At 47.5% G+C, this 21,512-nt stretch carries 17 protein-coding genes; 10 read left to right on the forward strand and 7 right to left on the reverse strand.

Annotated features, from left to right (window positions below; translation table 11 throughout):
- A partial coding sequence (locus NDA06_RS18835; protein WP_348251805.1) for a protein kinase occupies positions 1 to 2,121 on the reverse strand: 2,121 nt, incomplete at its 3' end.
- 124 nt (positions 2,122 to 2,245) lie between these two features.
- Between NDA06_RS18835 and NDA06_RS18840 the strand changes: the two genes are divergently transcribed.
- Positions 2,246 to 2,533 (forward strand): NotI family restriction endonuclease, encoded by a 288-nt coding sequence (locus tag NDA06_RS18840; protein ID WP_190428242.1) that lies wholly within the window; start codon positions 2,246 to 2,248, stop codon positions 2,531 to 2,533.
- On the forward strand, positions 2,490 to 3,152 hold the full coding sequence (locus NDA06_RS18845; RefSeq protein ID WP_190428243.1) for a hypothetical protein: 663 nt from the start codon (positions 2,490 to 2,492) through the stop codon (positions 3,150 to 3,152). Before NDA06_RS18840 ends, NDA06_RS18845 begins: the two co-directional genes overlap by 44 nt.
- Here the strand turns inward: NDA06_RS18845 and dcm are convergent.
- Positions 3,138 to 4,103 carry a DNA (cytosine-5-)-methyltransferase gene (gene dcm, locus NDA06_RS18850; protein ID WP_190428244.1) on the reverse strand — a complete coding sequence of 322 codons (966 nt, stop codon included), beginning with the start codon at positions 4,101 to 4,103 and terminating at the stop codon, positions 3,138 to 3,140. The genes NDA06_RS18845 and dcm overlap by 15 nt on opposite strands.
- Positions 4,104 to 4,129: 26 nt before the next feature.
- Between dcm and NDA06_RS18855 the strand changes: the two genes are divergently transcribed.
- From NDA06_RS18855 to NDA06_RS18865, 3 genes are all read left to right on the forward strand, one after another.
- Positions 4,130 to 4,414: a hypothetical protein gene (locus NDA06_RS18855; protein WP_206755391.1), complete on the forward strand. Its 285-nt coding sequence runs from the start codon at positions 4,130 to 4,132 to the stop codon at positions 4,412 to 4,414.
- A gap of 93 nt (positions 4,415 to 4,507) precedes the next feature.
- Entirely contained in the window at positions 4,508 to 8,221 is a 3,714-nt protein-coding gene (gene smc / locus NDA06_RS18860) for a chromosome segregation protein SMC (protein WP_190986487.1), read from the forward strand.
- A 52-nt stretch (positions 8,222 to 8,273) separates the two neighbouring features.
- The gene (locus NDA06_RS18865; protein ID WP_190528679.1) at positions 8,274 to 9,263 is read left to right on the forward strand and encodes a PRC-barrel domain-containing protein; all 990 of its coding nucleotides are present in this window, start codon (positions 8,274 to 8,276) and stop codon (positions 9,261 to 9,263) included.
- 243 nt (positions 9,264 to 9,506) lie between these two features.
- On the opposite strand, the gene NDA06_RS18870 is transcribed toward NDA06_RS18865, so the two are convergent.
- Positions 9,507 to 10,334, reverse strand: a complete 828-nt coding sequence (locus tag NDA06_RS18870) for a hypothetical protein (protein WP_199324172.1) — start codon at positions 10,332 to 10,334, stop codon at positions 9,507 to 9,509.
- A 19-nt stretch (positions 10,335 to 10,353) separates the two neighbouring features.
- Positions 10,354 to 11,628: a sulfite exporter TauE/SafE family protein gene (locus NDA06_RS18875; RefSeq protein WP_190986486.1), complete on the reverse strand. Its 1,275-nt coding sequence runs from the start codon at positions 11,626 to 11,628 to the stop codon at positions 10,354 to 10,356.
- A gap of 131 nt (positions 11,629 to 11,759) precedes the next feature.
- Here NDA06_RS18875 and NDA06_RS18880 point away from each other — a divergent pair, with 131 nt between their 5' ends.
- The 5 genes from NDA06_RS18880 (at position 11,760) to NDA06_RS18900 (ending at position 15,575) form a co-directional block, all read left to right on the forward strand.
- On the forward strand, positions 11,760 to 12,827 hold the full coding sequence (locus tag NDA06_RS18880) for a M20/M25/M40 family metallo-hydrolase (protein WP_190986485.1): 1,068 nt from the start codon (positions 11,760 to 11,762) through the stop codon (positions 12,825 to 12,827).
- A gap of 136 nt (positions 12,828 to 12,963) precedes the next feature.
- Positions 12,964 to 13,647, forward strand: coding sequence for a response regulator transcription factor (locus NDA06_RS18885; protein ID WP_190434382.1), 684 nt, complete (start codon positions 12,964 to 12,966; stop codon positions 13,645 to 13,647).
- Between the two features lie 465 nt (positions 13,648 to 14,112).
- Positions 14,113 to 14,475, forward strand: a complete 363-nt coding sequence (locus NDA06_RS18890) for a winged helix-turn-helix domain-containing protein (RefSeq protein WP_199302601.1) — start codon at positions 14,113 to 14,115, stop codon at positions 14,473 to 14,475.
- 391 nt (positions 14,476 to 14,866) lie between these two features.
- Entirely contained in the window at positions 14,867 to 15,184 is a 318-nt protein-coding gene (locus NDA06_RS18895) for a hypothetical protein (RefSeq protein WP_190412306.1), read from the forward strand.
- Positions 15,185 to 15,299: 115 nt separating this feature from the next.
- Positions 15,300 to 15,575 (forward strand): DUF1830 domain-containing protein, encoded by a 276-nt coding sequence (locus NDA06_RS18900; protein ID WP_190412307.1) that lies wholly within the window; start codon positions 15,300 to 15,302, stop codon positions 15,573 to 15,575.
- Between the two features lie 33 nt (positions 15,576 to 15,608).
- Here the strand turns inward: NDA06_RS18900 and murD are convergent, their stop codons facing one another.
- The 3 genes from murD to NDA06_RS18915 all read right to left on the reverse strand — a co-directional run bounded on the left by murD (position 15,609) and on the right by NDA06_RS18915 (position 21,104).
- Positions 15,609 to 16,982, reverse strand: coding sequence for a UDP-N-acetylmuramoyl-L-alanine--D-glutamate ligase (murD, locus tag NDA06_RS18905; protein ID WP_190986484.1), 1,374 nt, complete (start codon positions 16,980 to 16,982; stop codon positions 15,609 to 15,611).
- A 214-nt stretch (positions 16,983 to 17,196) separates the two neighbouring features.
- Positions 17,197 to 19,446, reverse strand: coding sequence for a glycine--tRNA ligase subunit beta (glyS, locus tag NDA06_RS18910; protein ID WP_190986483.1), 2,250 nt, complete (start codon positions 19,444 to 19,446; stop codon positions 17,197 to 17,199).
- A gap of 320 nt (positions 19,447 to 19,766) precedes the next feature.
- Positions 19,767 to 21,104: a P-loop NTPase fold protein gene (locus NDA06_RS18915; RefSeq protein WP_190412310.1), complete on the reverse strand. Its 1,338-nt coding sequence runs from the start codon at positions 21,102 to 21,104 to the stop codon at positions 19,767 to 19,769.
- Between the last annotated feature and the right edge of the window lie 408 nt (positions 21,105 to 21,512).

Raw genomic sequence — 21,512 nt, forward strand, 5'->3', positions numbered from 1 at the left:
TGCACCCAGAAAACCACATAGTCCACTAATGAGTCCAACAATTAATCCAATTTGCAGCCCCGCCGCGTGCCCAGAAATTATACCAGCCCCCAATGCTGCACTCAGTCCAATCAACAAACCCAGAGTAACAGCATACATTCTTCTTTGCCCGTTTGTTGGCAACCAACTAGGCTGAATCCGTTCAATTAAAAATACCGTTTGTGACTTTTCAACTAACCTTTGTGCCAGCCAACTTAGCCAATGTATTGCTTGTTCTTTTGAATACTGAGTATTCCCACTTCTGCGCTCAAACATTCTTTGAATATATTTATCAAATAAATGTTGGCGGCGTTCTTCTAAATTTAGACCGGGTAAGTCAGTAATTGACATTCCTTGGTAAGCGAGGGTCATAATACTGAGTATTAGCGGGGATTTGGCTAATTCTTGCAGTGTCGTATCTGCTTGCAGTGCGGTGTTGAGTGCTGCTAGTTCTGTTCCCGTGCTTTTTAGATATTGGTAAATTTGTTCTAAAGTGAGCGGTTGGATAAAAACTGCGCCTTGAAATCGGAGGCGGTTTGATAACAATTCATAATCTTTGATGCGGCTACAAACAATAATTTCAGTTTGCCCGTATTCCTGGCTAAATTGATTAATTGCTTCAACACAATACTCCCGCCGTTCGGCACTGACTTCATCTAAGCCATCTAGTAACAGTAGTAGTTGTTGCTCCTTAATCCAATTCTTCCCAATTTCTTTAGAAACTTGATATTTAGTATTGAGTTCCCGAATCAGCCAGTCAGCAATTTTTTCTTTGGCATTTGTCCAGGCAGAAAGATTAAATACTACGGAAATTGGCTGATTGACATCTTTTTCGGCAAGATTAATGAGATCGCGGGCGAGTTCTAGAAGGGTTGTTGTTTTTCCTGCCCCCGGTTCGCCTAATATTAATAAAGTTCGCCCTTCTCCCATTTGATTGAAAAGGTCGATGACTCTAGTATTTTTAGATAAAGTTTGTCTGGGTTGGTCGGCAGTTTCCCAGACAATCCCCCAAGGTCGATCGATTGCATCCAAGCGTTTTTCTAAGCCGAGTTCTATTAGCGCTTTGCCATGTAAGGAAGTTTCAAGAACGCCTTTTATCCAGTAATTTTTGACCTTATTGATCAATATCTGGCGATGGCGATACTCCTGACGGCTGTGGGGAATTCTAGGTTCTGATTTCTCTTGTCTAACAGATGGAAGGGGTGAGGTTGGTATCTCTGCAAAGTTAATCGTATTTACATCAGATATGGAAAGCTTTTGGGCGTGCGGCAAGGCTTGGTCGTGAGGTTGCAGAGCTGATAGCATGGCTTTGGCATCTTGATAGCGATCGCTCGAATGACATCGCACTGCCTTATCCAAAACCTCTACTAAATTCGGGCTAAATCCTAGGGCGTCTGCATCCCACATCATCTCGCCCGTCTGAGGATTGATATGGAAGTCTTGAGGACGTTTACCTGTCAGCAGATAAATCGCAGTCAATCCTAGACTATAAATATCGCTTGCGTAGACAGGTTTACCCGCTGCTTGTTCTGGGGGCATATAACCCAGCGTCCCGACAGCAATTGATTGACTGATATCGCTTTGGGCGTCTACCGTCCTATCAATGATTTCCTTGGCGATGCCAAAATCGATTAAAACAGGCTTGTCATCCTGTTGTCGCAGAATAATATTGCTCGGTTTGATGTCTCGGTGGATAATCCCTTTGGTGTGGATATAATCCAAAACTGGCAAGAGACTTGCTAGCATTTCCTTGACTAATTTTTCGCCCAGAAGTCCCTGCTGTTGCAATTTTTGACTCAGGGTGAAACCTTCAATCCATTCCTGAACTAAGTAAAACTGCTCTTTTTCTTCAAAATAAGCGTGCAACCGAGGAATTTGTTCGTTTCCTTCACCCAGTTGCTCTAAAATAGCTGCCTCTCGCTGAAATCGCTCTTGAACGAGTTGATAAACTTGGGGGTTGTTGGTGACAGGTTTCAGTTGCTTGATGACACAGATACGACGAGAAGGCATATGGGTGTCTTCCGCCAAAAAGGTTTCGCCAAACCCACCTGTTCCCAACGCCCGAATGATGCGATAGCGGTTATTTAAGAGCGTCGGTGTCATCTCAGTTTACGCTGTTACTGGTTGCTGGTGATTCTATACAAGCATCATAGCTGGGAGCGATCGCGCTAAATTGTGGGGGTCCAAAGATGCGATCGCTCATAATTGAATAGACATAGGAAAGCTTATGGCTGTAAAGATTATTGAATTTTTAGGTATGAATACTCACGCTTTAACAGCTTCCGAGTATCAATCAGCTGAGAAGTTATGTCCATACCTTGGTAAAACTTGTAAAAAAATTAACCGAGAGCTTGAACAAAAACCGATGTGTGTGGTTGAAAGTAGCGGCGGCGTTCCGTTGATTGTTTGCGAGCATAGGCTTTTGTCTACAGATATGCAGAATCCAACCTCATATCAGCGCTCGCGCTTATTTGAAATATCACAAGTCATCATATCAGCGCTCGCGCTTATTTGAAATATCACAAGTCATCTTTGAGGCTGGTATAGCAGCCCAAGATATTGAATATAGGTATGAGGTTACAACGAGACTCAGGCAAAGGGCAGACTTTATTTTGAGAGACAAGAGAAATGGCGATGCCTGCATTCTTGAAATTCAGGGAGGTGGGGAAACAAGTTCTACAAGAATTCTTACCGACCATGTAACTAAATGGGAAAATGGAGAGGACGTAAGATTAGATAGTTTTCCTGCACGAGTTACAAAAACTGGTAGAGTAACCACTCCAGGCTTAATTCCGGCTAATGCTTGGAGACGCTTGCAAGAACAGTTAATCGTAAAAGGAGGAATATGCGTCAGTTCCGATAAAAAATTTGTAGCGGCAATGGGTAAAACTATCTATCTACACCTACTCAGGAAATTACCTGATATTGAAACCCTGAAGCGCCAGAAGAGTGGGGAATTGAATTGTGCATTTATCCCTTATGAAATTACAAAGGATGAAGCCATTAATTTTTATATTAATATAGATAATGTTTTGTATTTAGACCTTCAAGAATTGGTTGAGAGACTAATTAAGTATGGGGTGAGAGATGATGAACTCTTTACGACTAGCATGATCTCTTTAGAAGAGAGCTAATTGTTTGAAAGTAGGATTTGAGCTTTCTTTCAAAAGCTGATGCCCTTTTTCAACATAAACTATTCGTTCGGCAATGTACTTGGCAACATAAACTGTAACAGCATTACCTAAGACTCGGAATCGACGAGAGTCCAATCCAAAGGGAATCCCTAAAGTTTCTCGTACTCCGAAGGAGTCATCCGTCTTACAGACAACATCTGAGCTGCCTCTTGAATCAAGAGTCCAAGTTTCTCCGTCATTACGGAATCCTTTTGACTGCGGGCCCGCTGTATGCTTTCTTCCAACTGAGGCGTGCTGGATAGAATAGATACTTGATTTTTTATTGCTTTTTCTAGAGCTGGTGGTAATGGCTTGTTCCTTGCACTGGCTCGATCTAGTAGAGATTTTAAATGGTCTGTCGTCAAGAAGAACCTGAGCGGAACGGATTGAGCCAAGACTTCCGACAAGGAAGATTCTTCTACGTCTCTGGAGTGTTCCGAAAAATTTAGAGTCAAACACTCTCCACGAAACGCCATACCCGCTTCCTTCCAAGGCATGGAGGACAACTGCAAAATCTCTTCCAGAGTTGCTATTGAGCAATCCTGGGACATTTTCGAGGACAATCCATCGAGGTTGTCGTTGCTTAACCAGTCGGATAAATTCGTGAAACAGTCCACTTCTTTCTCCCTTTAAACCCTTTCTTTTACCTTGGTTTGCTAAGGACAAATCTTGGCAAGGAAATCCTGCGACGTAGACCTCGGCATGGGGAATTTGCTCATTTTCGATCTCGGCAATATCACCATACAATGGAACATCAAGCCAGTGCTTTTTTAACACCTTTCTGCAAAAGGGATCTATTTCGCACTGCATGACGACTTCCATCCCTGCCATTTCAAAGCCGAGATCGAAGCCTCCAATACCAGAAAAAAACGATGCTACTCGCAAACGCCTTTCCATTATGCTCATATCCATTGGGTTACTGGCTCAGTATACCCAATATGTTGGGTACAACCAAGAGCATTGAAGTTGGAACATCAATGATAACTGTACGATGGAGGCTAAAGGAGTTTCTTGAGCGTGAGGCAATAACTCAGTATCAATTGATGAAGCTTGCTCAAGGTAGAGTCAGCAAGAATACAATCGGCAGCGCCGTGCGTAATGAGCTAAACGGTGTTCAGTTTAGTACGTTAGCAGCAATCGTCGAGGTTCTGGAGTCGCATCTTGGCAGGCAAATCAGTATTAGCGAGTTAATTGAGGTCACAAGAGACATCCTTGAAGAGTAAAGGTGTCATCAGTTGAGCACGTCTGCTAACCTATTGAGAATCATTACACTGATACACTTGTACCTACCCGAACAGCCTAATTGACCAGCGCCTATGGTCTATGTCAAGCGAGTGGAACTCAGTAACTTCAAATCCTTCGGCGGCACCACCTCAATTCCGTTGCTGCCGGGGTTTACCGTGGTTTCTGGCCCCAATGGTTCGGGGAAGTCGAATATTCTCGATGCGCTGCTGTTTTGCCTGGGACTTGCCAGTTCTAAGGGAATGCGGGCGGAACGCTTGCCGGATTTGGTGAATCACAACCAAACCCATCGCGGCACGGTGGAGACTAGCGTGACGGTGACGTTTGATTTGTCTGATGTACCGGATGCTTTCGCAGATGAGGAGGAGGAAACGCACAATGGGCAAGGAGAAAATCCCGACGATCCCACCCTGGAAAAAGTGGGTGACGATCCCCCCTCGCCTCCCCTTAAAAAGGGAGGGAGAATTGATAACTCAGAATGGAGTGTGACGCGGAAACTGCGAGTCACTCAGCAAGGCACGTACACGTCGAATTACTACATCAACGGCGCATCCTGCAACCTCACGGAACTCCACGAACAAATGAACCGCCTGCGGATTTATCCAGAAGGCTACAACGTGGTGCTGCAAGGGGATGTCACCGGAATTATTTCTATGAACCCGCGAGAACGGCGGGAAATAATTGACGAATTGGCTGGAGTGGCGACCTTTGACCGGAAAATTGTGCAGGCGAAGAACACGCTAGATTCCGTTAAAGAGCGCGAAGATAGCTGTCGCATCGTCGAGGCGGAACTGGTTGCCCAACGCGATCGCTTATCTCAAGATCGCATCAAAGCTGAAAAATACCAAAAACTTCGCGCCGAACTTCAGCAGAAAGAACAGTGGGAAGTCGTTCTAAAATGGCGCAGTCTTCAACAACAAGAGCAACGCCTCAAAGAGCAAATCGCAGCAGGCGATCGCACTTGTGTTGAGTTAACCACCCAACTAACTGCCCTCTACGCTCAAATCCAGCAAGCAACCGCAGAACTCGACCAACTGAATACCCAAGTGAAAGCGCTGGGGGAAGAAGAACTTCTGGCTTTGCAATCGGTTCTCGCGACTCAGGAAGCGGAACGGCGAGCGACACAACGCCAGCAGCGCGAGTTAGAAACAGCACTTGGGACGACAACAGCGAATATAGAACACGAGGAGCGAAGTCTTCAACAACACCAGCAAAAGCTGCAACAGTTCGCTCAAGAACAACAAGTTATCGAAACCAACGATATCGCGTCTCTACGTGCCGCACGGGATGAAGCGCAGCAAGTTTTAGAGCAAAGACGGGAAGCCGCCAGTGCGATCGCTGCCGCCTCGGAAGCTTGGGTGCAGCAACAAACCGCCCTAAATCGCCAAATCGAAACTTTACTGCAAACGGTCGAACCGCAACGGACAGAGCAAGCGCAACTCAGAGAACGTTATGCCAACTGGGAGCGGCAAATCGAGGAGCAAAACCAGCTTTTAAAAACAATTGAGCCGGAATCTACTACAAAACAGTCTCGATTGGCTGATTTTGAAATACAACTCAATGATTATGCCCAAGAAATCCAATCCTTAGCGAAATCTCTGGCAGCCGCCGAACACGAGTTACAAATGCAGCAAGAAACTCAGAAGCGACTGCTACAAGAGCAACGGGACAAACAGCGCCAACTCGATAAACTCGAAGCGCAAGCCCAAGCCGAGCAAGAAGCGCAAGGCACCTTCGCCACCAAAGTGATTTTGCAATCAGGATTACCCGGTGTCTGCGGCTTAGTTGCCCAGCTAGGGCGCGTTGAACCCCGCTATCAGCTGGCACTGGAAACCGCAGCCGGTGCGCGTCTGGGAAATCTGGTGGTAGAAGATGACGGCGTGGCAGCGGCGGGAATCGAACTGCTGAAACAAAAACGGGCAGGGCGAATCACCTTCTTACCCCTGAATAAAATTCAGCCGCCGCGATTTTCTCAAACGGTGGCGCTGAGTTATGCGAATGGATTTATTGACTATGCGGTGAATTTGATTGATTGTGAGGCGCGGTATCGGGATATCTTCGCCTACGTCTTCGGCAGCACCGTTGTCTTTGAAACGCTCAGTGATGCACGTCGTCACTTGGGGCAGCACCGGATTGTCACCCTAGATGGAGAACTGTTAGAAAGCAGCGGGGCGATGACGGGTGGCAGTAGCAATCAACGTTCTGGGCTGCATTTTGGGACGGCTGACGCGGCAGAATCAGCGGAAGCAGCGGCGTTGAGAAATCGCTTGCAAGAAATTGAGCGAATTTTAGATCGCTGTGGTGAAATTATCAGTTCTTTGACTGCAAAAACCAAGCATCTGAGTCAAGAATTGACGGAGGCGAAGGCGAAGCGGCGGGAACAAGAACTGCAATGCCAACAGTTGCAAAAGGAAATTAAGAACTTAATTGCACAAACAGAACAAGCGCGATCGCTTCTTTCTAAAAATACCCAAGAATTCCACACTGCTGAATCTCGCTTAGCCTCTCTGGATACGGAATTACCCGCGCAGGAAGCGCAACTGCAACAACTGCGGCAAGCTTTAGCAGAATTAGAACAATCCCAAACTTCTAGCGAATGGCAACAAATTCAGGCGACGATTAAAACTGGCGAACAACAGCTACAAGAACGAGAAAAAGCGCTTCGTGCCGCTGAGCAAAGATTAAAAGATTTGGAAAATCAGCAACAGCGAGCGCAAGAAAAAATCCAAGAATGTCAGCAGCGCTTGCAAGAATATCGCACACAACAGATAGAGCAACAAAATCAGCTAACAGCACTCAACACTAAAGCCGAAGAACTTAGCACTCAAATTGCCCAAACCCAAGCCGGATTAAAACAGCAAGAAGAGAAATTAGGGGAAATTAAACAACAACGCGATCGCGCAGAACAAGAATTGCGATCGCGTCATCTTTCCCAACAGCAGCTAGAATGGCAACTGCAAAAACTCCAAGAAACCCAACAACAGCACCGGGAAGCCTTAGCCACCGTGCAACCGCAGCTAGAAGCACAACAAGCAGAATTACCCGATCCGCTGCCAGAAGTGCCCATGCTCGTCAATCCAGGTTCTACCGAGACGGAAGCGATCGCCTTTGACTCCTTAATCGCTCAACTAGAACAATTGCAAAAAGAAATGCGAGCGATCGCCAAACGCCTGCAAGCAATGGAACCCGTCAATATGCTGGCGTTAGAAGAATACGAACGTACCACCACCCGATTAGAAGAACTCACTCAGAAATTAGCAACATTAGAAGCAGAACGCACCGAATTGTTATTGCGAATTGAAAATTTCACCACCCTCCGACGCCGCGCCTTCCAAGAAGCCTTCGATGCAGTCAATCAAAACTTTCAGTCAATATTTGCCGAACTTTCCGATGGCGATGGCTACTTACAACTCGACGATTCTGAAGATCCTTTCGTTGGAGGTTTAAACCTCGTTGCACACCCCAAAGGCAAACCCGTACAGCGGCTTGCTTCCATGTCCGGCGGCGAAAAATCCCTCACCGCCCTGAGTTTCATCTTTGCCCTGCAACGCTACCGTCCCTCGCCATTCTATGCTTTTGATGAAGTCGATATGTTTTTGGATGGGGCAAACGTAGAGCGATTAGCTAGAATGATTAAACAACAAGCGATGCAGGCGCAGTTTATTGTTGTGAGTCTCCGACGCCCTATGATTGAGTCATCTGAACGCACGATCGGCGTCACTCAGGCGCGAGGAGCTTACACCCAAGTTTTGGGACTAAAATTGCAGTCTCAAAAAGAGTCTGTATGATTTGAATTAGTATTAGTAACTAATAGGATTCGAGATCGGGATTCGGCCTCCAATGACATCTGAACAAATCCGTCAACGCTCCGACATTTTAAATACCCAAGTCATCACCCGCGACACTGGTAAGCGCGTGGGTGTTGTCAAGGAGCTATTGGTAGACATCGATCAGCGCAAGGTTGTGGCGCTCGGTTTGCGAGACAATCTGCTCTCGATTGCGGGAATGCCCCGGTATATGCTCCTTGATAGCATCCGTCAGATGGGCGATGTGATCTTGGTTGAAGATGACGACGTTATTGAAGATATCGACGTTGATGCCTACAGCACCCTGATCAACAGCGAAGTGATTACGGAAACGGGCGAACTTCTAGGCAGAGTCCGGAGTTTCAAGTTCGATCCTGACAGTGGCAAAGTTTACTCATTGATCGTGGCATCTTTGGGGCTGCCGCAAATTCCCGACCAAGTGATTAGCACCTATGAGCTGCCGATTGAGGAAATTGTCAGCAGTGGCCCGAATCGATTAATTGTATTTGAAGGCTCCGAAGAGCGTCTCGTTCAGCTAACGGTGGGCGTTTTAGAGCGTCTGGGCATCGGCAGAGCGCCTTGGGAACGGGAAGACGAGGAAGCTTACTTTCAGCCGACGGTTGCATCGGACAAGCAGCTGGGAACTGGCATCCCCATTCGCACTCCGACCGTCACGCCACTCCGCACTTCTACCCCGGTTGTTGAAAACCGCTGGGATGAGGACGAGTGGGACGAACCAGAACCAGAGCCAGTTCGGAAGCGCCAAGCCGAATCCATTTATTACGAAGAAGACGACGAAGAGGATAACTGGAGCGAGGCGACAACCGAAACGCGGGGCGTTCGCTATGAAGATCGACCCTACGTGGAATCTGAGCCATACGACGACGAAGAGGACTACGAAGAAGACGCATACGAGGAGAAAGATGTTTGGGAAGATGCTGAGGAGCCAGAACCTTACAAAGCGCCCCGCCTAAACATTCCTGAAAAAACCAAAGCGCCGGAGTACGAAGACGGCACCTATTAAGGTGAACCCCACCCCAGTCCCTCCTCGTGAATGTTGAACCCCACCCCAGCCCCTCCCCGTTTACGGGGAGGGGTTCAATATTCTCCCCTCTCCGTTCACGGAGAGGGGTTGGGGGTGAGGTTCCAAGTGTATGCACTAAGAGAGTCAATCTTCAGTCCCACCAGATGCTTCTAACTTGCTTTAGAAGCATCTGGTGGGATTTTCATTCAAGAAAATTGCACGGCGCAATGTCTCCCAGCACCTTTATTTTCTTCGCCGCCAGACAAGCCAAGCGATTCCCAGCCCGAGAATGACGAATATAGCGATCGCGCTAGCGGATGCGAAGTTGTTCGCACTAGCGGAAGCTAAGGTATCTCCAGGAACTTGCTCCTGACTAGATGGCTGGCTAAACTGACTAACTTTTGGCACCGCAGTCCCGGCTGCTACGGTGACGGGAAATTTTAGCTCAAACGGCTGGAAATTCGCTCCCGATGCAGGTGTGCCACTGAGTTGCACCTGATAAGTCCCCGGCTTGGGGAAAACAATCTCGGCACCCGGAATGCCTTGATACCCTTCTGCGGAAATGGCTTTTAGCGGGGGCGACAAGATGGGCGAGGCGTTTTGGGTGCGGGGTTCAGAGTAGACGGTTAACTGGCAATCACACTGCTGTAAGGGGATGACTTGACCGCCTTTGCGAGTGAGTGCAAACCAGGTAAGAGAAGGTTCTCCAGCTTTGGGGTTGTCATTGGGTTCGATGTGCAAGGTGCCACCGACATCTTCTGCAATCTGCACCTTATGGGCAGCAACGGGTGTAACCAGTAGTGTCAGGAAGAACACCGTCTCACCCATTGTCTGTAACAAATACCGACGATTCCCCCAACTCCTCTGATTAAGATACGGTTGGTAAATTTGACCTAAAAACTCCAGGTTGCCGTCAGAAAGATAACGAACTAAATCTCCAGTTTTGTAGAGGCGGAACCTCTCCCCCAACCCCTCCCCTCTCAGGGGAGGGGTGAATTGCTCCCCCTTCCCTTGCAGGGAAGGGGGTTGGGGGGTTAGGTTTTTAAAATCCGCCAAGCGTATCTGATCCACGGGGGATCTTCTGATACTTTTACCGAGACTGGGAAGGAGGGACATATAATTTTTCAAGTGAAAAAAGTGACCAAATCCAGCGAACTCGCACCAGCAATACAGCCAACGCCACCATTCCCAGTAAGACTACCCGCAGCTGATTCGCCCAAGTCCCCCCTAAAGTACCGAGATAATGGGAACCGATTAGCACCGCATGAATTACACACAGGAGAAACGCTGGAATGCTCAGTAGATGAATCTGTCGCCAGCGTTTGCCTAAAGATTTCTGTATCCGGTCAAAACTGGTTAGTGCCGCTGGAGTCATCAACGCCAAAGCGATCGCTCCCGCGCCCATCCCCCATTGATGCACTGGTAACATAAAAAACACTGCGTTGAAATTCCAGTTCAGCGTATGCTCTACCATGTGAAAAATGTGGGCAAGGGACAGCACATAAGCTCCCACTCCCAAGGCGCGGCGGTAATGTAAGAATTGCGACCAGAAGCGGCTAACCGGACGGGCAATCAGCGCCAGCATCAAACACAGTAACGCCGCGTGTCCCGTGTAATCTACCATTGTGTCGCCGGTTCGCATCAGGGTGAGGATACCAATCGTCAGCGTCACCCAACCGCCCAGCCGAAACAACTGGCTGCGTTTGTCAGCACTTAATTTAGATGCCGACACTCCGACACCCAGCATCATGGGCAGCGTTCCCAGCCCAAAAGCGAGCATGGTTGCTGCCCCCATCCAGAGACTGCCCGTTTCCGCTGCTTTGAGTTGAGCCGCATACAAGAATCCGCAGGGGATTAAGCCCCAAACCAGGCCCAATAAAGCCGGTGTTAAGTCGGGGCGATTTTGGCGATCGCTTGTAGATACCCCTCCGGGCGGCTGGCTCGATTTCAGCGACAACTTGACCATTGCGGCGTTCAGACGATTGTGCCAGATGCCTTGCTTGAGGGGATGTAAAATCGGGAGCCGAGGCAGGAAATCTGGTTTAATCTGTGCCAAGCCAAACCAGATCAGCATCAGTCCGGTCAAAATAGCGATCGCGCGGCGCAAGTCACTTCCGATTCCAGCGAATTGTCCTCCGGCAATTAATAGAGAACCCAGCGCCCCAAGTCCAATACCCGTGAGGGTATAACTAACAATCCGCCCCAAATTTAATAGCCCGTGAAAGTACAGTTGCTGCTGCCAGCGGGGAGCGGTATTTTGCTGATGGGACAGGGAAAACGCTACGGTGAGAGGGCCACACATTCCCACGCAGTGACCAAAACTCCCTAAAAATCCCAGAGCCATGACTAGCAACAAATCCAACATTATGTTTGTTTCTTAGGAACCTCTCCAGCGGCTTGTTCGGTCGAAAGCTGGAATAGACCCAACTCCCTCAGTCGTTATTCTAGGTCTGGACGGGGGGCGGCGATAAACAAACGGTAATTTTAGGTAGAAAAATGAGGAAATGGATAGTCTCGGTGTTAGCACTGGTCGCGATCGCAGTCGCCGTCAGCAGCCATGAATTCTTCCAGCAGCGATCGCAACCAGTCATTGAAAGCCGGGTAGAAAGCACTCCAGCACCTCCAGTCCAGCATTTCGATGTAGCAGTGGCGTCTGAGAAACCCGTCAATGCCCCGAATGTAGACCCAAAGCGGCTGATGGCGCACGTCAACGCATTAAACTTTCAGCGCTACACCCAGACAGAACGCGATCGCACTCGCAAATACCTGACGCAATCGCTCAAAAAGTTGGGCTGGTCGCCCGAATTACAAACTTTCGAGGGCGGCGTCAACGTTGTTGCGACTCGCAAAGGCACCGATAAGAAAGCGGGAACCGTTCTCATCGCCGCCCATTACGATACCGTTCCCGGTTCTCCTGGTGCCGATGACAATGCTAGCGGTGTTGCCGTAATTCTGGAAATGGCTCATCTTTTCGGTTCCCGCCCCACTCCCCAGACATTACAATTAGCATTCTTTGACCAAGAAGAATTGGGACTCCGGGGCAGTCTTGCCTTTGCCGCAAAGCAGACAAATTTAGATAACCTGCGCGGCGTCATCGTCATGGATATGGTGGGCTATGCTTGCTACACCCCAGGCTGCCAGAAACTTCCCCCTGGTTTGCCCATCACTCCACCCAGCGATAAAGGCGACTTTCTAGCGGTCGTCGGCGACACCGAACACTTGCCACTGCTAGACGCTTTTAAAAAGTCCGCTCAACCCGGTTTACCCCTGGTTCTCACCGTACCCGTGCCTTTAAAAGGTCTCATGACCCCCGATGTGTTGCGTAGCGATCATGCGCCGTTCTGGTATCGGGGAGTGGGTGCAGTGCTGTTGACCGATACAGCGAATCTGCGGACTCCCCACTATCATCAGCCCAGCGATACGCCGACCAATTTAGATCGACCCTTCTTCCAAGGAGCCGCCCAGCTCGTTGCGAACGCGATCGCTCGGCTTTTGGAGAGCGATCGCCTGGAATCGGAGCCATCCACCTCCTCACCATCTGCTGGCAGCAATTTCGGGCAATAACGGCTGGCATTGCCCAAAAATAGTTGACGTTTTTTATATCCTATGCTAAAGAGCAATGCTTTAATCAGCTTCTCGGTGATACTCTAGGGAAACACCCAACTTTTCCCTAGTTTTTCACTTTTTCAGTGAAGCTCCTATGAGAATTCTGCTAGTGGAAGATGAGCAATACCTTGCTAAAACCCTGAACCAAGCGCTCGTTGACCAAAATTATGTAGTTGATTTTTCCCCTGATGGTCAAGCCGGATGGGAGCAATCGCAAACCTTTCCCTACGACTTGATTATCTTGAATTTGTGCTTGCCGAACTTGAACGGTATCGACTTTTGCCGACAATTGCGGTGCATGGGCGATCGCACCCCTGTCCTCATCGTGGCGACTCAGGATAGCGCTGCTCAGAAGGTAATGGTATTAGATGCAGGCGCAGATGATTATGTTGTTTACCCTTTTGACAAGCAAGAGTTACTTGCTCGCATCCGTGCTTTACTGCGTCGGGGTAGTTTGACGGTACCACCCATCCTTAACTGGGAAGGCTTGTGCTGTAACACGATTACCTGTGAAGTCACCTATGGCGGTCATCCTCTGGAATTGACGGCAAAAGAGTATCGCTTAATCGAGCTGTTCGTGCGAAATGGTCGCCGGGTGTGGAGTCGGAGTGCGATTCTCGACCGCCTTTGGCCCACTGAAGAAATCCCGCAAGAAGAAACAATCAAGACCCACATCAAGCGTTTACGGCAGAAATTGCAAGCGATTGGTGCCCCGAGTGATTTGATTGAAACTGTTTATGGTTTGGGCTATCGCTTGAAACAAGAGTCTCAGGTTTAAGTAGCGTTCAGTGAAACGAGGGCGATCGCTTCATCGGAAGGGAAGTCCCCCAAACTATCGATTGAATCTTACCCTGACCTCAGATTTTCACTTTTTGGCACTAACGTCATAGTTGGCACTAATGTCATAGATCGTAGATAAGTTAAAAAAATCGAAGTTCGTTACAGCCATACAGCCATAAATCTTCTAGCTGTAATGCAACTTTTACTCTGCTAGTGTCGTTTTTGTTTACACCTAAAACAAATGAATTTCACACATAGTAGCGATACAGATAACTCTCTTAATCAATCAGAAGCCAGTGAAAGACAACAACAAGCGAGGATAAGGAGCCAAAAAAACTTGATTACATGTCAAAATAACCATGAAAAGCGACAAAAAGCACTAACTGAGCAACAAAAGCTCCTAATCACTCAGCGAAATAGCCTAAGAAAACTAAGAAAAGAGCGAGAAAAACTGATAAGGCTATTGGCTTCTGCCAAAACGGTAATGGACTCAGAGGGTTCGGCTTTGCAGTCGGTGTTGAAGTGGGGAGACTTACACTTCAATCCAGCTACCCATGAAGCTACCTATGCCGGTCAACCTCTGAATTTAACTGCAAAAGAGTGTTGCTTACTAGAACTGTTCTTGAAAAAGGGTAGCTGCATATTAAAGCGAGATGAGATTCTCCAACGCCTTTGGCAGCCTGAAGAAATGCCTCATGAAGAGACCATCAAGGCTCACATTAAGCATTTACGGCGGAAACTGCAAGCAGTGGGCGCACCCGCTGATTTAATTGAAACCGTTTATGGCGTAGGTTATCGTCTCCAAAACAGCCCGCCCCGACCTTAAGCATGGTTACGCTGACAAAATCTAACTTTCCTTCTTCCCGACTTCTTCACTTTTAGGCGTTAACTTTTAGATAAAGCGTTTGAATAGAAAAGAAAAATGCCTTCTTGCCCTTGCTGTTCCCAGCCCTTAGTCCGCCATGCTGCTTTGGGGAAAGTTTACTGGTTTTGTAGCTATTGTTACCAGGAAATGCCAAATTTAATCACTCTTGTCAAAGCTAAACCAGGGTTTCACATAGACCGTTAGATGGGAAGAAGCTTAAACAACCAACATTGAGCGAACGATCTCAAAAAATCATCTGCGATACTGCTTCTTCATTTATCTAATTGGTTAATATTAAGATATTTTTCACAGCAGTTTATTCAGGGCAACAGATTCTGTTGAACAATACAAAATGAGTCAAAAAGAAGAAATTTATTTACTTGATGAAGCAACTCTGAATGCTCTTACAGTCTATTGGCAGAAAAATTGTATAAAAGAAGAAGACATCGATAAATACGGGTTCTTGGTATCCATGAGAGATGCTTACAAACTTGCTTCAAGATTTACTGAAGGAACCCCCTATCGAGATAGATGGTTTTGGATGCTGCATGAATTTATGCAAGATGAGTATAACAAAATGACTGTTGCTCAGTTTAATCTTGATGGGATAAGCACCCAGTTAAGGCAGGATTTTACCCGACAGCCTTTTCGCATTACCCCTATCCTGTAAAGAAAAGACATTACAAATTACCGATTCCCTGCTTTATAAATTAGCAACCGAATTGGTATGAGTTTTCGGCAAAGCCAGATTCATTCATCATCAGCCTTACAGAAGTAGGATAGTTATGACTCAGATACTTGATTCTCTTCCTCCAAATTCGTCTGATAGAATTCTCTGCTGTTATATCAATTCCACCAGCCAAATTCAGATCGCTCGGATTGCGAATATCCCAAATTGGTACTTTGAGCGGATTGTTTTTCCAAAAGAACGTTTTTTCTTTGAAGCGTTACCGGATGCTCAGCTAGAAATTCATACGGGTATGATATTCGATGCAAGTCTAGCGGATACAATCCCTTGCAATCAGCTATATATTCAAGAATTGACAGCTGAACTCGTTTAATTGCTACAGTTCTAAATGCTACAGTTCTAATTGCTACAATAACTCAAGGCAAAGTTGGCGGAAATGGTCGCCGCGTTGCTCAAAATTTTGGTATTGATCGAAACTGGCACAGGCTGGAGAAAGTAAGACAACTTTAGCGCCATGAGCTTGAGCTAATTCAGCCGCTCTAGAGACAGCCTTCTCCATCGTTTGTACAATTTCGTAACTGGAATAGCCAACGTCTTGTAGTCGCTGGGAAAAAACAGTGGCGGCGTCACCGATGAGTAATACGGCGGTGGCTTTGGTTTGAATCGTCTCTAGCCAACTGGTGTCATCACCCGCTTTGGCTTCACCACCAGCAATTAAAATCGCGGGACTGTTAACGGAAGCTAATCCAACTTGGGCGGCGTCGTAGTTGGTGGCTTTGCTGTCGTTGATAAAGTCAATCCCCGCCAGCGTGCAGATGTGTTCCAGGCGATGGGGAACGCCGGGGAAGTTTGCGATCGCTTCTTGGATCGCCTCTTTCTCAATCCCCGCCAGTCTCGCCGCCGCTACCGCCATCAGTAGATTTTGCAGATTGTGTTCTCCCACCATCCGCAACGCCGATGCTTGCACGATTTTTTCACCTTGTTTTTCAGCTTGTGGAGATGCCATTTGCGTCTCTACAACCCAACCGTCTTCGATGTAGAAACCTTTCTCCCCAATTAAATCGGCTTTATTCACACTTGTCCAGTAAGCATTGGGAAAGCGATCGCGTGCAGTTTTCCGCAGTTCGGGATCGTCTCCGTTCAATACTTGCTGCTGAGACTGACTTAGTAGATGTGCCTTAATGTTGTAGTAGTTTTCTAGAGTTTTATGACGGCTGAGGTGATCGGGTGTAAAGGTTGTCCAAACCCCGATTTTCGGAGCAACTGTAGCAGAGGACTCGATTTGATAGCTACTGAGTTCTGCAATTACCCAATCTGGAGGCTTTTCCGCCAGCGCTAGTTCCCCAGCAGCATAGCCGATATTGCCGCAGGCGGGAGCATGGAAATTAGCCGCTTGAAAAATCGCAGCCACTAAAGCTGTGGTGGTGGTTTTGCCGTTAGTACCAGTAATACCTACCCAAGGACAAGATTGGAGATATCGCCACGCGAGTTCTACTTCTCCAATTGTCTCGATACCCAGCTTCCTCGCTTCTATTAATATCGGTGCATCCCAAGGAACGCCGGGACTGACGACAATCATCTGGGGCAAATCGGAACCGTTAAGTTCCAAGGAATAGCCCAACTTCACGTCAATGCCCTCGTTGGCAAGCTGCTGTTGTTCTTGGCGGAGATTTTCGGAAGAGTTGCGATCGCTAATCGTCACCGCCCAACCGTCCCGTTTTAACAACCGTGCAGCGGCAATTCCCGATTTTCCTAGACCGATAATATAAGCGATGGGCATAAACTCAATGGCAGTGCAAAGTCCCTAGTTTAGCAATCCTGTATCATATCGCGATAACGGTATTTAAAAACTCATTTCCCACCAATAGCCTCCTTCCTGATTCTTCCTTCGCGCCCTATAGCGCTAACGCGCATGGCTCCGCTAGTGCGCCTTCGCGGTTTTTTTTCTTCCTAATTTCTGCTTACTCCCCAAAATCAAACCCATTAACTTCCGACTAACTCTTCACTATCGCTCCAAAATCAGCCAACACGCGAGCATGATTACGGAGTAAACCCAGGATATTCAATCGATTGCGCTTGATATTGGGATCGGCATCCATCACCAAAACACTTTCAGCACCATCAAAGAAAGTGCTAACAGTCGGAGCAATCTGCGCCAAACCATCCACTAATAGCTGATAATTTCGCTGTTCTTGAGATGCTTGAGTTTGCGGAACTATCTGCACTAAAGCATCATAAAAAGCTTGCTCTGATGCTTTCTGGAATAGTTCTGGACGCACCACCGTTTCTGGTTGTAACTGAGCTTTATCTAAATCGCCTTGGGCTGCTAAACGAGTCGAACGGTTGACCGTTTCGTAGATTTCATTCAGCTTGCCATTATTGCGAATTGTCTGGAGGAATAAAGCGCGATCGCGGACATCCAATAAGTCTTTTAACGCTCGTTCTGTATATTCCGGATCGTTGTCTCCCAGAACTGCATTCACCAAGTCATAATCAGTATTTCGCTCATCTTGTAGGAGATTGCGGATGCGTTGCAAGAAAAATTCCTGCAATTGCCGCACTAATTCCTCTGATTTTGTCTTGAAATATTTGTCAACAGAATCATCATTTTTTTGTTGAATGTTTTGTAGAATCTTTTGCTGCAAATCCTTAGAAACATTTGCCCCAAGAGGGATTATCTTGGTATATTTGCCAACAAAATCTGCAACAATTTGTTGCAGCAATTGATGCAAATTAATCGGTAAATCTGCTGCCCATGTGATATTGACTACTGCATTCGCTGCACGGCGTAAAGCAAAGGGATCGGAAGAACCTGTGGGCAGCATTCCCAGCCCAAAGATACTGACCAAAGTATCCAGCCTATCTGCCAAAGCGACAACTTGCCCGGTTATCGTTTGGGGTAAAGAATCTCCTGCCCCTCGCGGCAAATAATGCTCAAAAATTGCGGTGGCAACCGCCTCCGATTCGTTACTTGCTAAGGCATATTTCTGCCCCATAATGCCTTGCAATTCGGGGAATTCTCCCACCATTTGAGTCACGAGATCCGCTTTACAGAGTAAAGTCGCTCGTTCAATGTGCTTCTTTTCATCTGCTTCTAATTGCAGTTGCTCAGTAATATGACCCGCAATTTTAACCAGACGCTCTACTTTTTGCCGGACCGACCCTAAATCTTCTTGAAAGGTGACTTTTTCCAGTTGAGGTAAATAATCTTCTAAAGGCTGAGATAAGTCAGCTTTATAAAAATACTGACCATCCGCTAATCGTGCCCGAATTACTCGTGCATTTCCTTCAGCGATAATGTCTGACTTCGCCGGGTCGCCATTAGAGATTGTGATGAAATAGGGAAGTAATTCTTTAGATTTTTCAGTTTTAAAAACTGGGAAATAACGCTGGTGAGTTACCATCACTGTGGTAATCACTTCAGTTGGGAGGCTCAAGAACTCAGAATCAAATTTTCCGACAACTGCTGTGGGAAACTCTACTAAATGAGTGACCTCTTGCAGCAAATCCGGATAGATTTCGGTGTAGCCATCCATCTTTTGAGCCGCAGCCTGGACTTGCTGTTGAATTTTGGTTTGACGCGATTCTGGATTCACTTCCACCGAAGCAGAACGCAAACAATCGACATAATCATCTGCCTGAGAAATCGTCACAGATTCGGGATGCAAAACCCGATGAGCGCGTGTAATGCGATCGCTCTTAATTGTCTCGGAACCATTGACTAACTCTATCGGCAGTACGGCATCATTTAATAAAGCCACCAACCACTCAATCGGTCGCGGAAACTTGATGTCCCCATCGCCCCACCGCATCAACCGCTTGCCTTCTAATCCAAAAATCCACTGGGAAACCAACTGAGTGAGAATTTCAGCAGTTGGACGTCCGGGGATAGTTTGCCGGACAAAGACAAAATCACCTTTGTCGGTGGGGCGAATTTCTAAAGCGTTGAGTTCTACACCGAGCTTTCGCGCAAACCCTTCTGCTGCTTTCGTGGGTTGCCCATCTTTAAACGCCGCCTGCGCGGGTGGCCCTTTGACTTCTTCTTCTCGATCCGGTTGCTGAGTCGGCAATCCTTTAATCAGCACCGCGAGGCGTCTGGGTGTGGCATAAACTTCAATCGCCTCGTGAGCCAAGCTATTTTCGGTAAGACTGGCAGGAATGCGCGATCGCCATTGCGCGATCGCATCATTCACAAAGCTTGCAGGTAATTCTTCTGTACCAACTTCCAATAAAAATGTACTCATAGAACACTGTCTTTTAATGATTCAGAGGCTGGACTAGCTAGTTTAAACAGTTTACCGCGCTGGGAATCCAGACAGGCTGCATCTAATAACGATGTCGAGTAGGGGCACGGTACTGCTGTGCCCCTACTGGAAATCCAGGATCGGAAGCGATCGCCTCTTCTGTACCCAGATTAAGTCGATCTCTCCGATAAGGAACGTGGATTAAAGCAACTTACACTCATTCACGCATTCACGTTCTGTAGGGGCATGACACTGCAATGCCCCTGCCATGCCCCTACGCAAAACAATCGGAGCGCGATCCTGACCCAATCCAAGATACATCACGCTTCTAAGGGGTGAAGAGCCACTAAAGACTTAAATTTTGGCGTCTCCATCAAAGCCGGATTCAGCCCAAACCAGCGCCCATTCTCATCCCGATATTCAAAGACAAACATACTTCTGAGCAGCGTCTGATATTCTTTATCGCCCTTCACATTTTGCTGCTGCACCACCCGAAACAATAAGTCCCACTCCTCTTCGTCAATCGCCAGCGCCAAATCATCGCGGTATTCTTTAATCACATTCTCCAAACAAGCGCGGGAGAAGGGGGGATCTTCTTGCTGAAGACAGCTGTAAAGCAATCCCAGTAAGTTCCGCACATGACCGCCACTGACCCGGCACAACCGATCCAGCGTTTCAGAAGCATCAAAAACCTTGGTCAATAGCTCTAGGTGCTGCTGTTCGTTCGCTTCTGGGAAGGCTCGTACCATCACCATCTTTCGCAGCAACGTCATTCCTGCCTCGCAATCCCGACCATCGCGGTTCCGCACCGGCACCATTGGCAACACTTTGGGAGCCACCCCACCCCCCAAACGATTCTTCAAAGCTTCGTAATCGTTGGAGAAAATTAAGGACAAGGGGATCGTGTAAACGACATGGCAACTCAAGCGGCGTAACTGTGCCCCCCGGTCGATAAACAGATATTCTGGCAGGGTACCTCCCGAAGGCATCGGTCGAGGATCGACCCGATCCAGGTTATCGATAATCACCACCAAGCCTTTTTGACCGCGTCGCTTCAGTTCTTCGTTCGCCCGTTTCAGGATTTCTTCATTGATCGCTTTTAAAAAGCCTTCGGTGCGGGGTTCTAGGTACTGCCGCAACTGATCCCGCAGCTTAGGGCTATCTTTAGTTTTGGCGGTAATTTTGCCAATCCCCACAGACAATTGGGCTTCAGCGGAGACATCAATCGGAGTCTGCAAGATGTCTTTGATCTCGTTGAAGAGATTGGAAAAGTAACTCGGTTTGAGCCGAATCTGAATTTCTTCCAGGCTTTCACTGACTTGACGCGCGATCGCCAGCAAAATATCGCTGATATCGATATTCGCCATGTCTAATTCTTGACTGGACTCGAAATAAACCACATGAAATTGCTGCCGTTCTAACTCGGCTTTCAAGCGAAATAGCTCTGTAGACTTCCCACAGCCGATGTGTCCGGTAAATAGCTGACTGGTGGGATCGTCGGGTGAAATCCGGGCAATGGTTCGCCCCACCGCCTCAATAATTTTGCCACCTCGCACCGCTGAGAAATCGATATAGTAGGGACGATCTTCCGCCCTAGAGAAGATGAGCGTCTTCGCAGGGTTACAAGCCTTATAGAATCTCTCCAAATCCAATTTCATGCCGACCTCTTGAGTATGCAGATCAATCCCTGTACTGATTTTTGTACTGCTAGACAGCTTCCGTTAAAGCGACCCTAGTCGGACTGGAGGGGCGCACCCCTCTTGCACTGAGATAGATACATCCTGGTAGAGTTGAGGGGATTTGAGAGGAATGCTTCGCCCTGAGTCGTATAACCACCGGCTACTTTGCGGCTATAACGCGATCGCTCTCAGCTTGGTTCTCAGATGCGCTTCGATTCAGGTCGAATTGCGATGATTGCCTCGCCGAATCGTGCCGAGTGATCCAAAAAGCGATGGAAAAAGCCCAGATTTTGGCGGCGAAGAGCGATCCCCAATTTTAAATTCTTTTTCCGTAGTCTAAACAGAGTTCATAATGACCCGGTCACGTTAATATTTAGACGTTAGAAT

It is taken from the genome of Trichocoleus sp. ST-U1 (assembly GCF_039961835.1).
Classification (GTDB): Bacteria; Cyanobacteriota; Cyanobacteriia; order Cyanobacteriales; family FACHB-T130; genus FACHB-T130.

What these genes read in the sequence shown, in the direction of transcription:
- NDA06_RS18840 (WP_190428242.1), top strand. Translation starts at nt 2,246, where the DNA reads ATGGCTGTAAAGATTATTGAATTTTTAGGTATGAATACTCACGCTTTA.
- dcm (WP_190428244.1), bottom strand. Translation starts at nt 4,103, where the DNA reads ATGGATATGAGCATAATGGAAAGGCGTTTGCGAGTAGCATCGTTTTTT.
- NDA06_RS18855 (WP_206755391.1), top strand. Translation starts at nt 4,130, where the DNA reads ATGTTGGGTACAACCAAGAGCATTGAAGTTGGAACATCAATGATAACT.
- smc (WP_190986487.1), top strand. Translation starts at nt 4,508, where the DNA reads ATGGTCTATGTCAAGCGAGTGGAACTCAGTAACTTCAAATCCTTCGGC.
- NDA06_RS18865 (WP_190528679.1), top strand. Translation starts at nt 8,274, where the DNA reads ATGACATCTGAACAAATCCGTCAACGCTCCGACATTTTAAATACCCAA.
- NDA06_RS18875 (WP_190986486.1), bottom strand. Translation starts at nt 11,628, where the DNA reads ATGTTGGATTTGTTGCTAGTCATGGCTCTGGGATTTTTAGGGAGTTTT.
- NDA06_RS18880 (WP_190986485.1), top strand. Translation starts at nt 11,760, where the DNA reads ATGAGGAAATGGATAGTCTCGGTGTTAGCACTGGTCGCGATCGCAGTC.
- NDA06_RS18885 (WP_190434382.1), top strand. Translation starts at nt 12,964, where the DNA reads ATGAGAATTCTGCTAGTGGAAGATGAGCAATACCTTGCTAAAACCCTG.
- NDA06_RS18895 (WP_190412306.1), top strand. Translation starts at nt 14,867, where the DNA reads ATGAGTCAAAAAGAAGAAATTTATTTACTTGATGAAGCAACTCTGAAT.
- NDA06_RS18900 (WP_190412307.1), top strand. Translation starts at nt 15,300, where the DNA reads ATGACTCAGATACTTGATTCTCTTCCTCCAAATTCGTCTGATAGAATT.
- murD (WP_190986484.1), bottom strand. Translation starts at nt 16,982, where the DNA reads ATGCCCATCGCTTATATTATCGGTCTAGGAAAATCGGGAATTGCCGCT.
- glyS (WP_190986483.1), bottom strand. Translation starts at nt 19,446, where the DNA reads ATGAGTACATTTTTATTGGAAGTTGGTACAGAAGAATTACCTGCAAGC.
- NDA06_RS18915 (WP_190412310.1), bottom strand. Translation starts at nt 21,104, where the DNA reads ATGAAATTGGATTTGGAGAGATTCTATAAGGCTTGTAACCCTGCGAAG.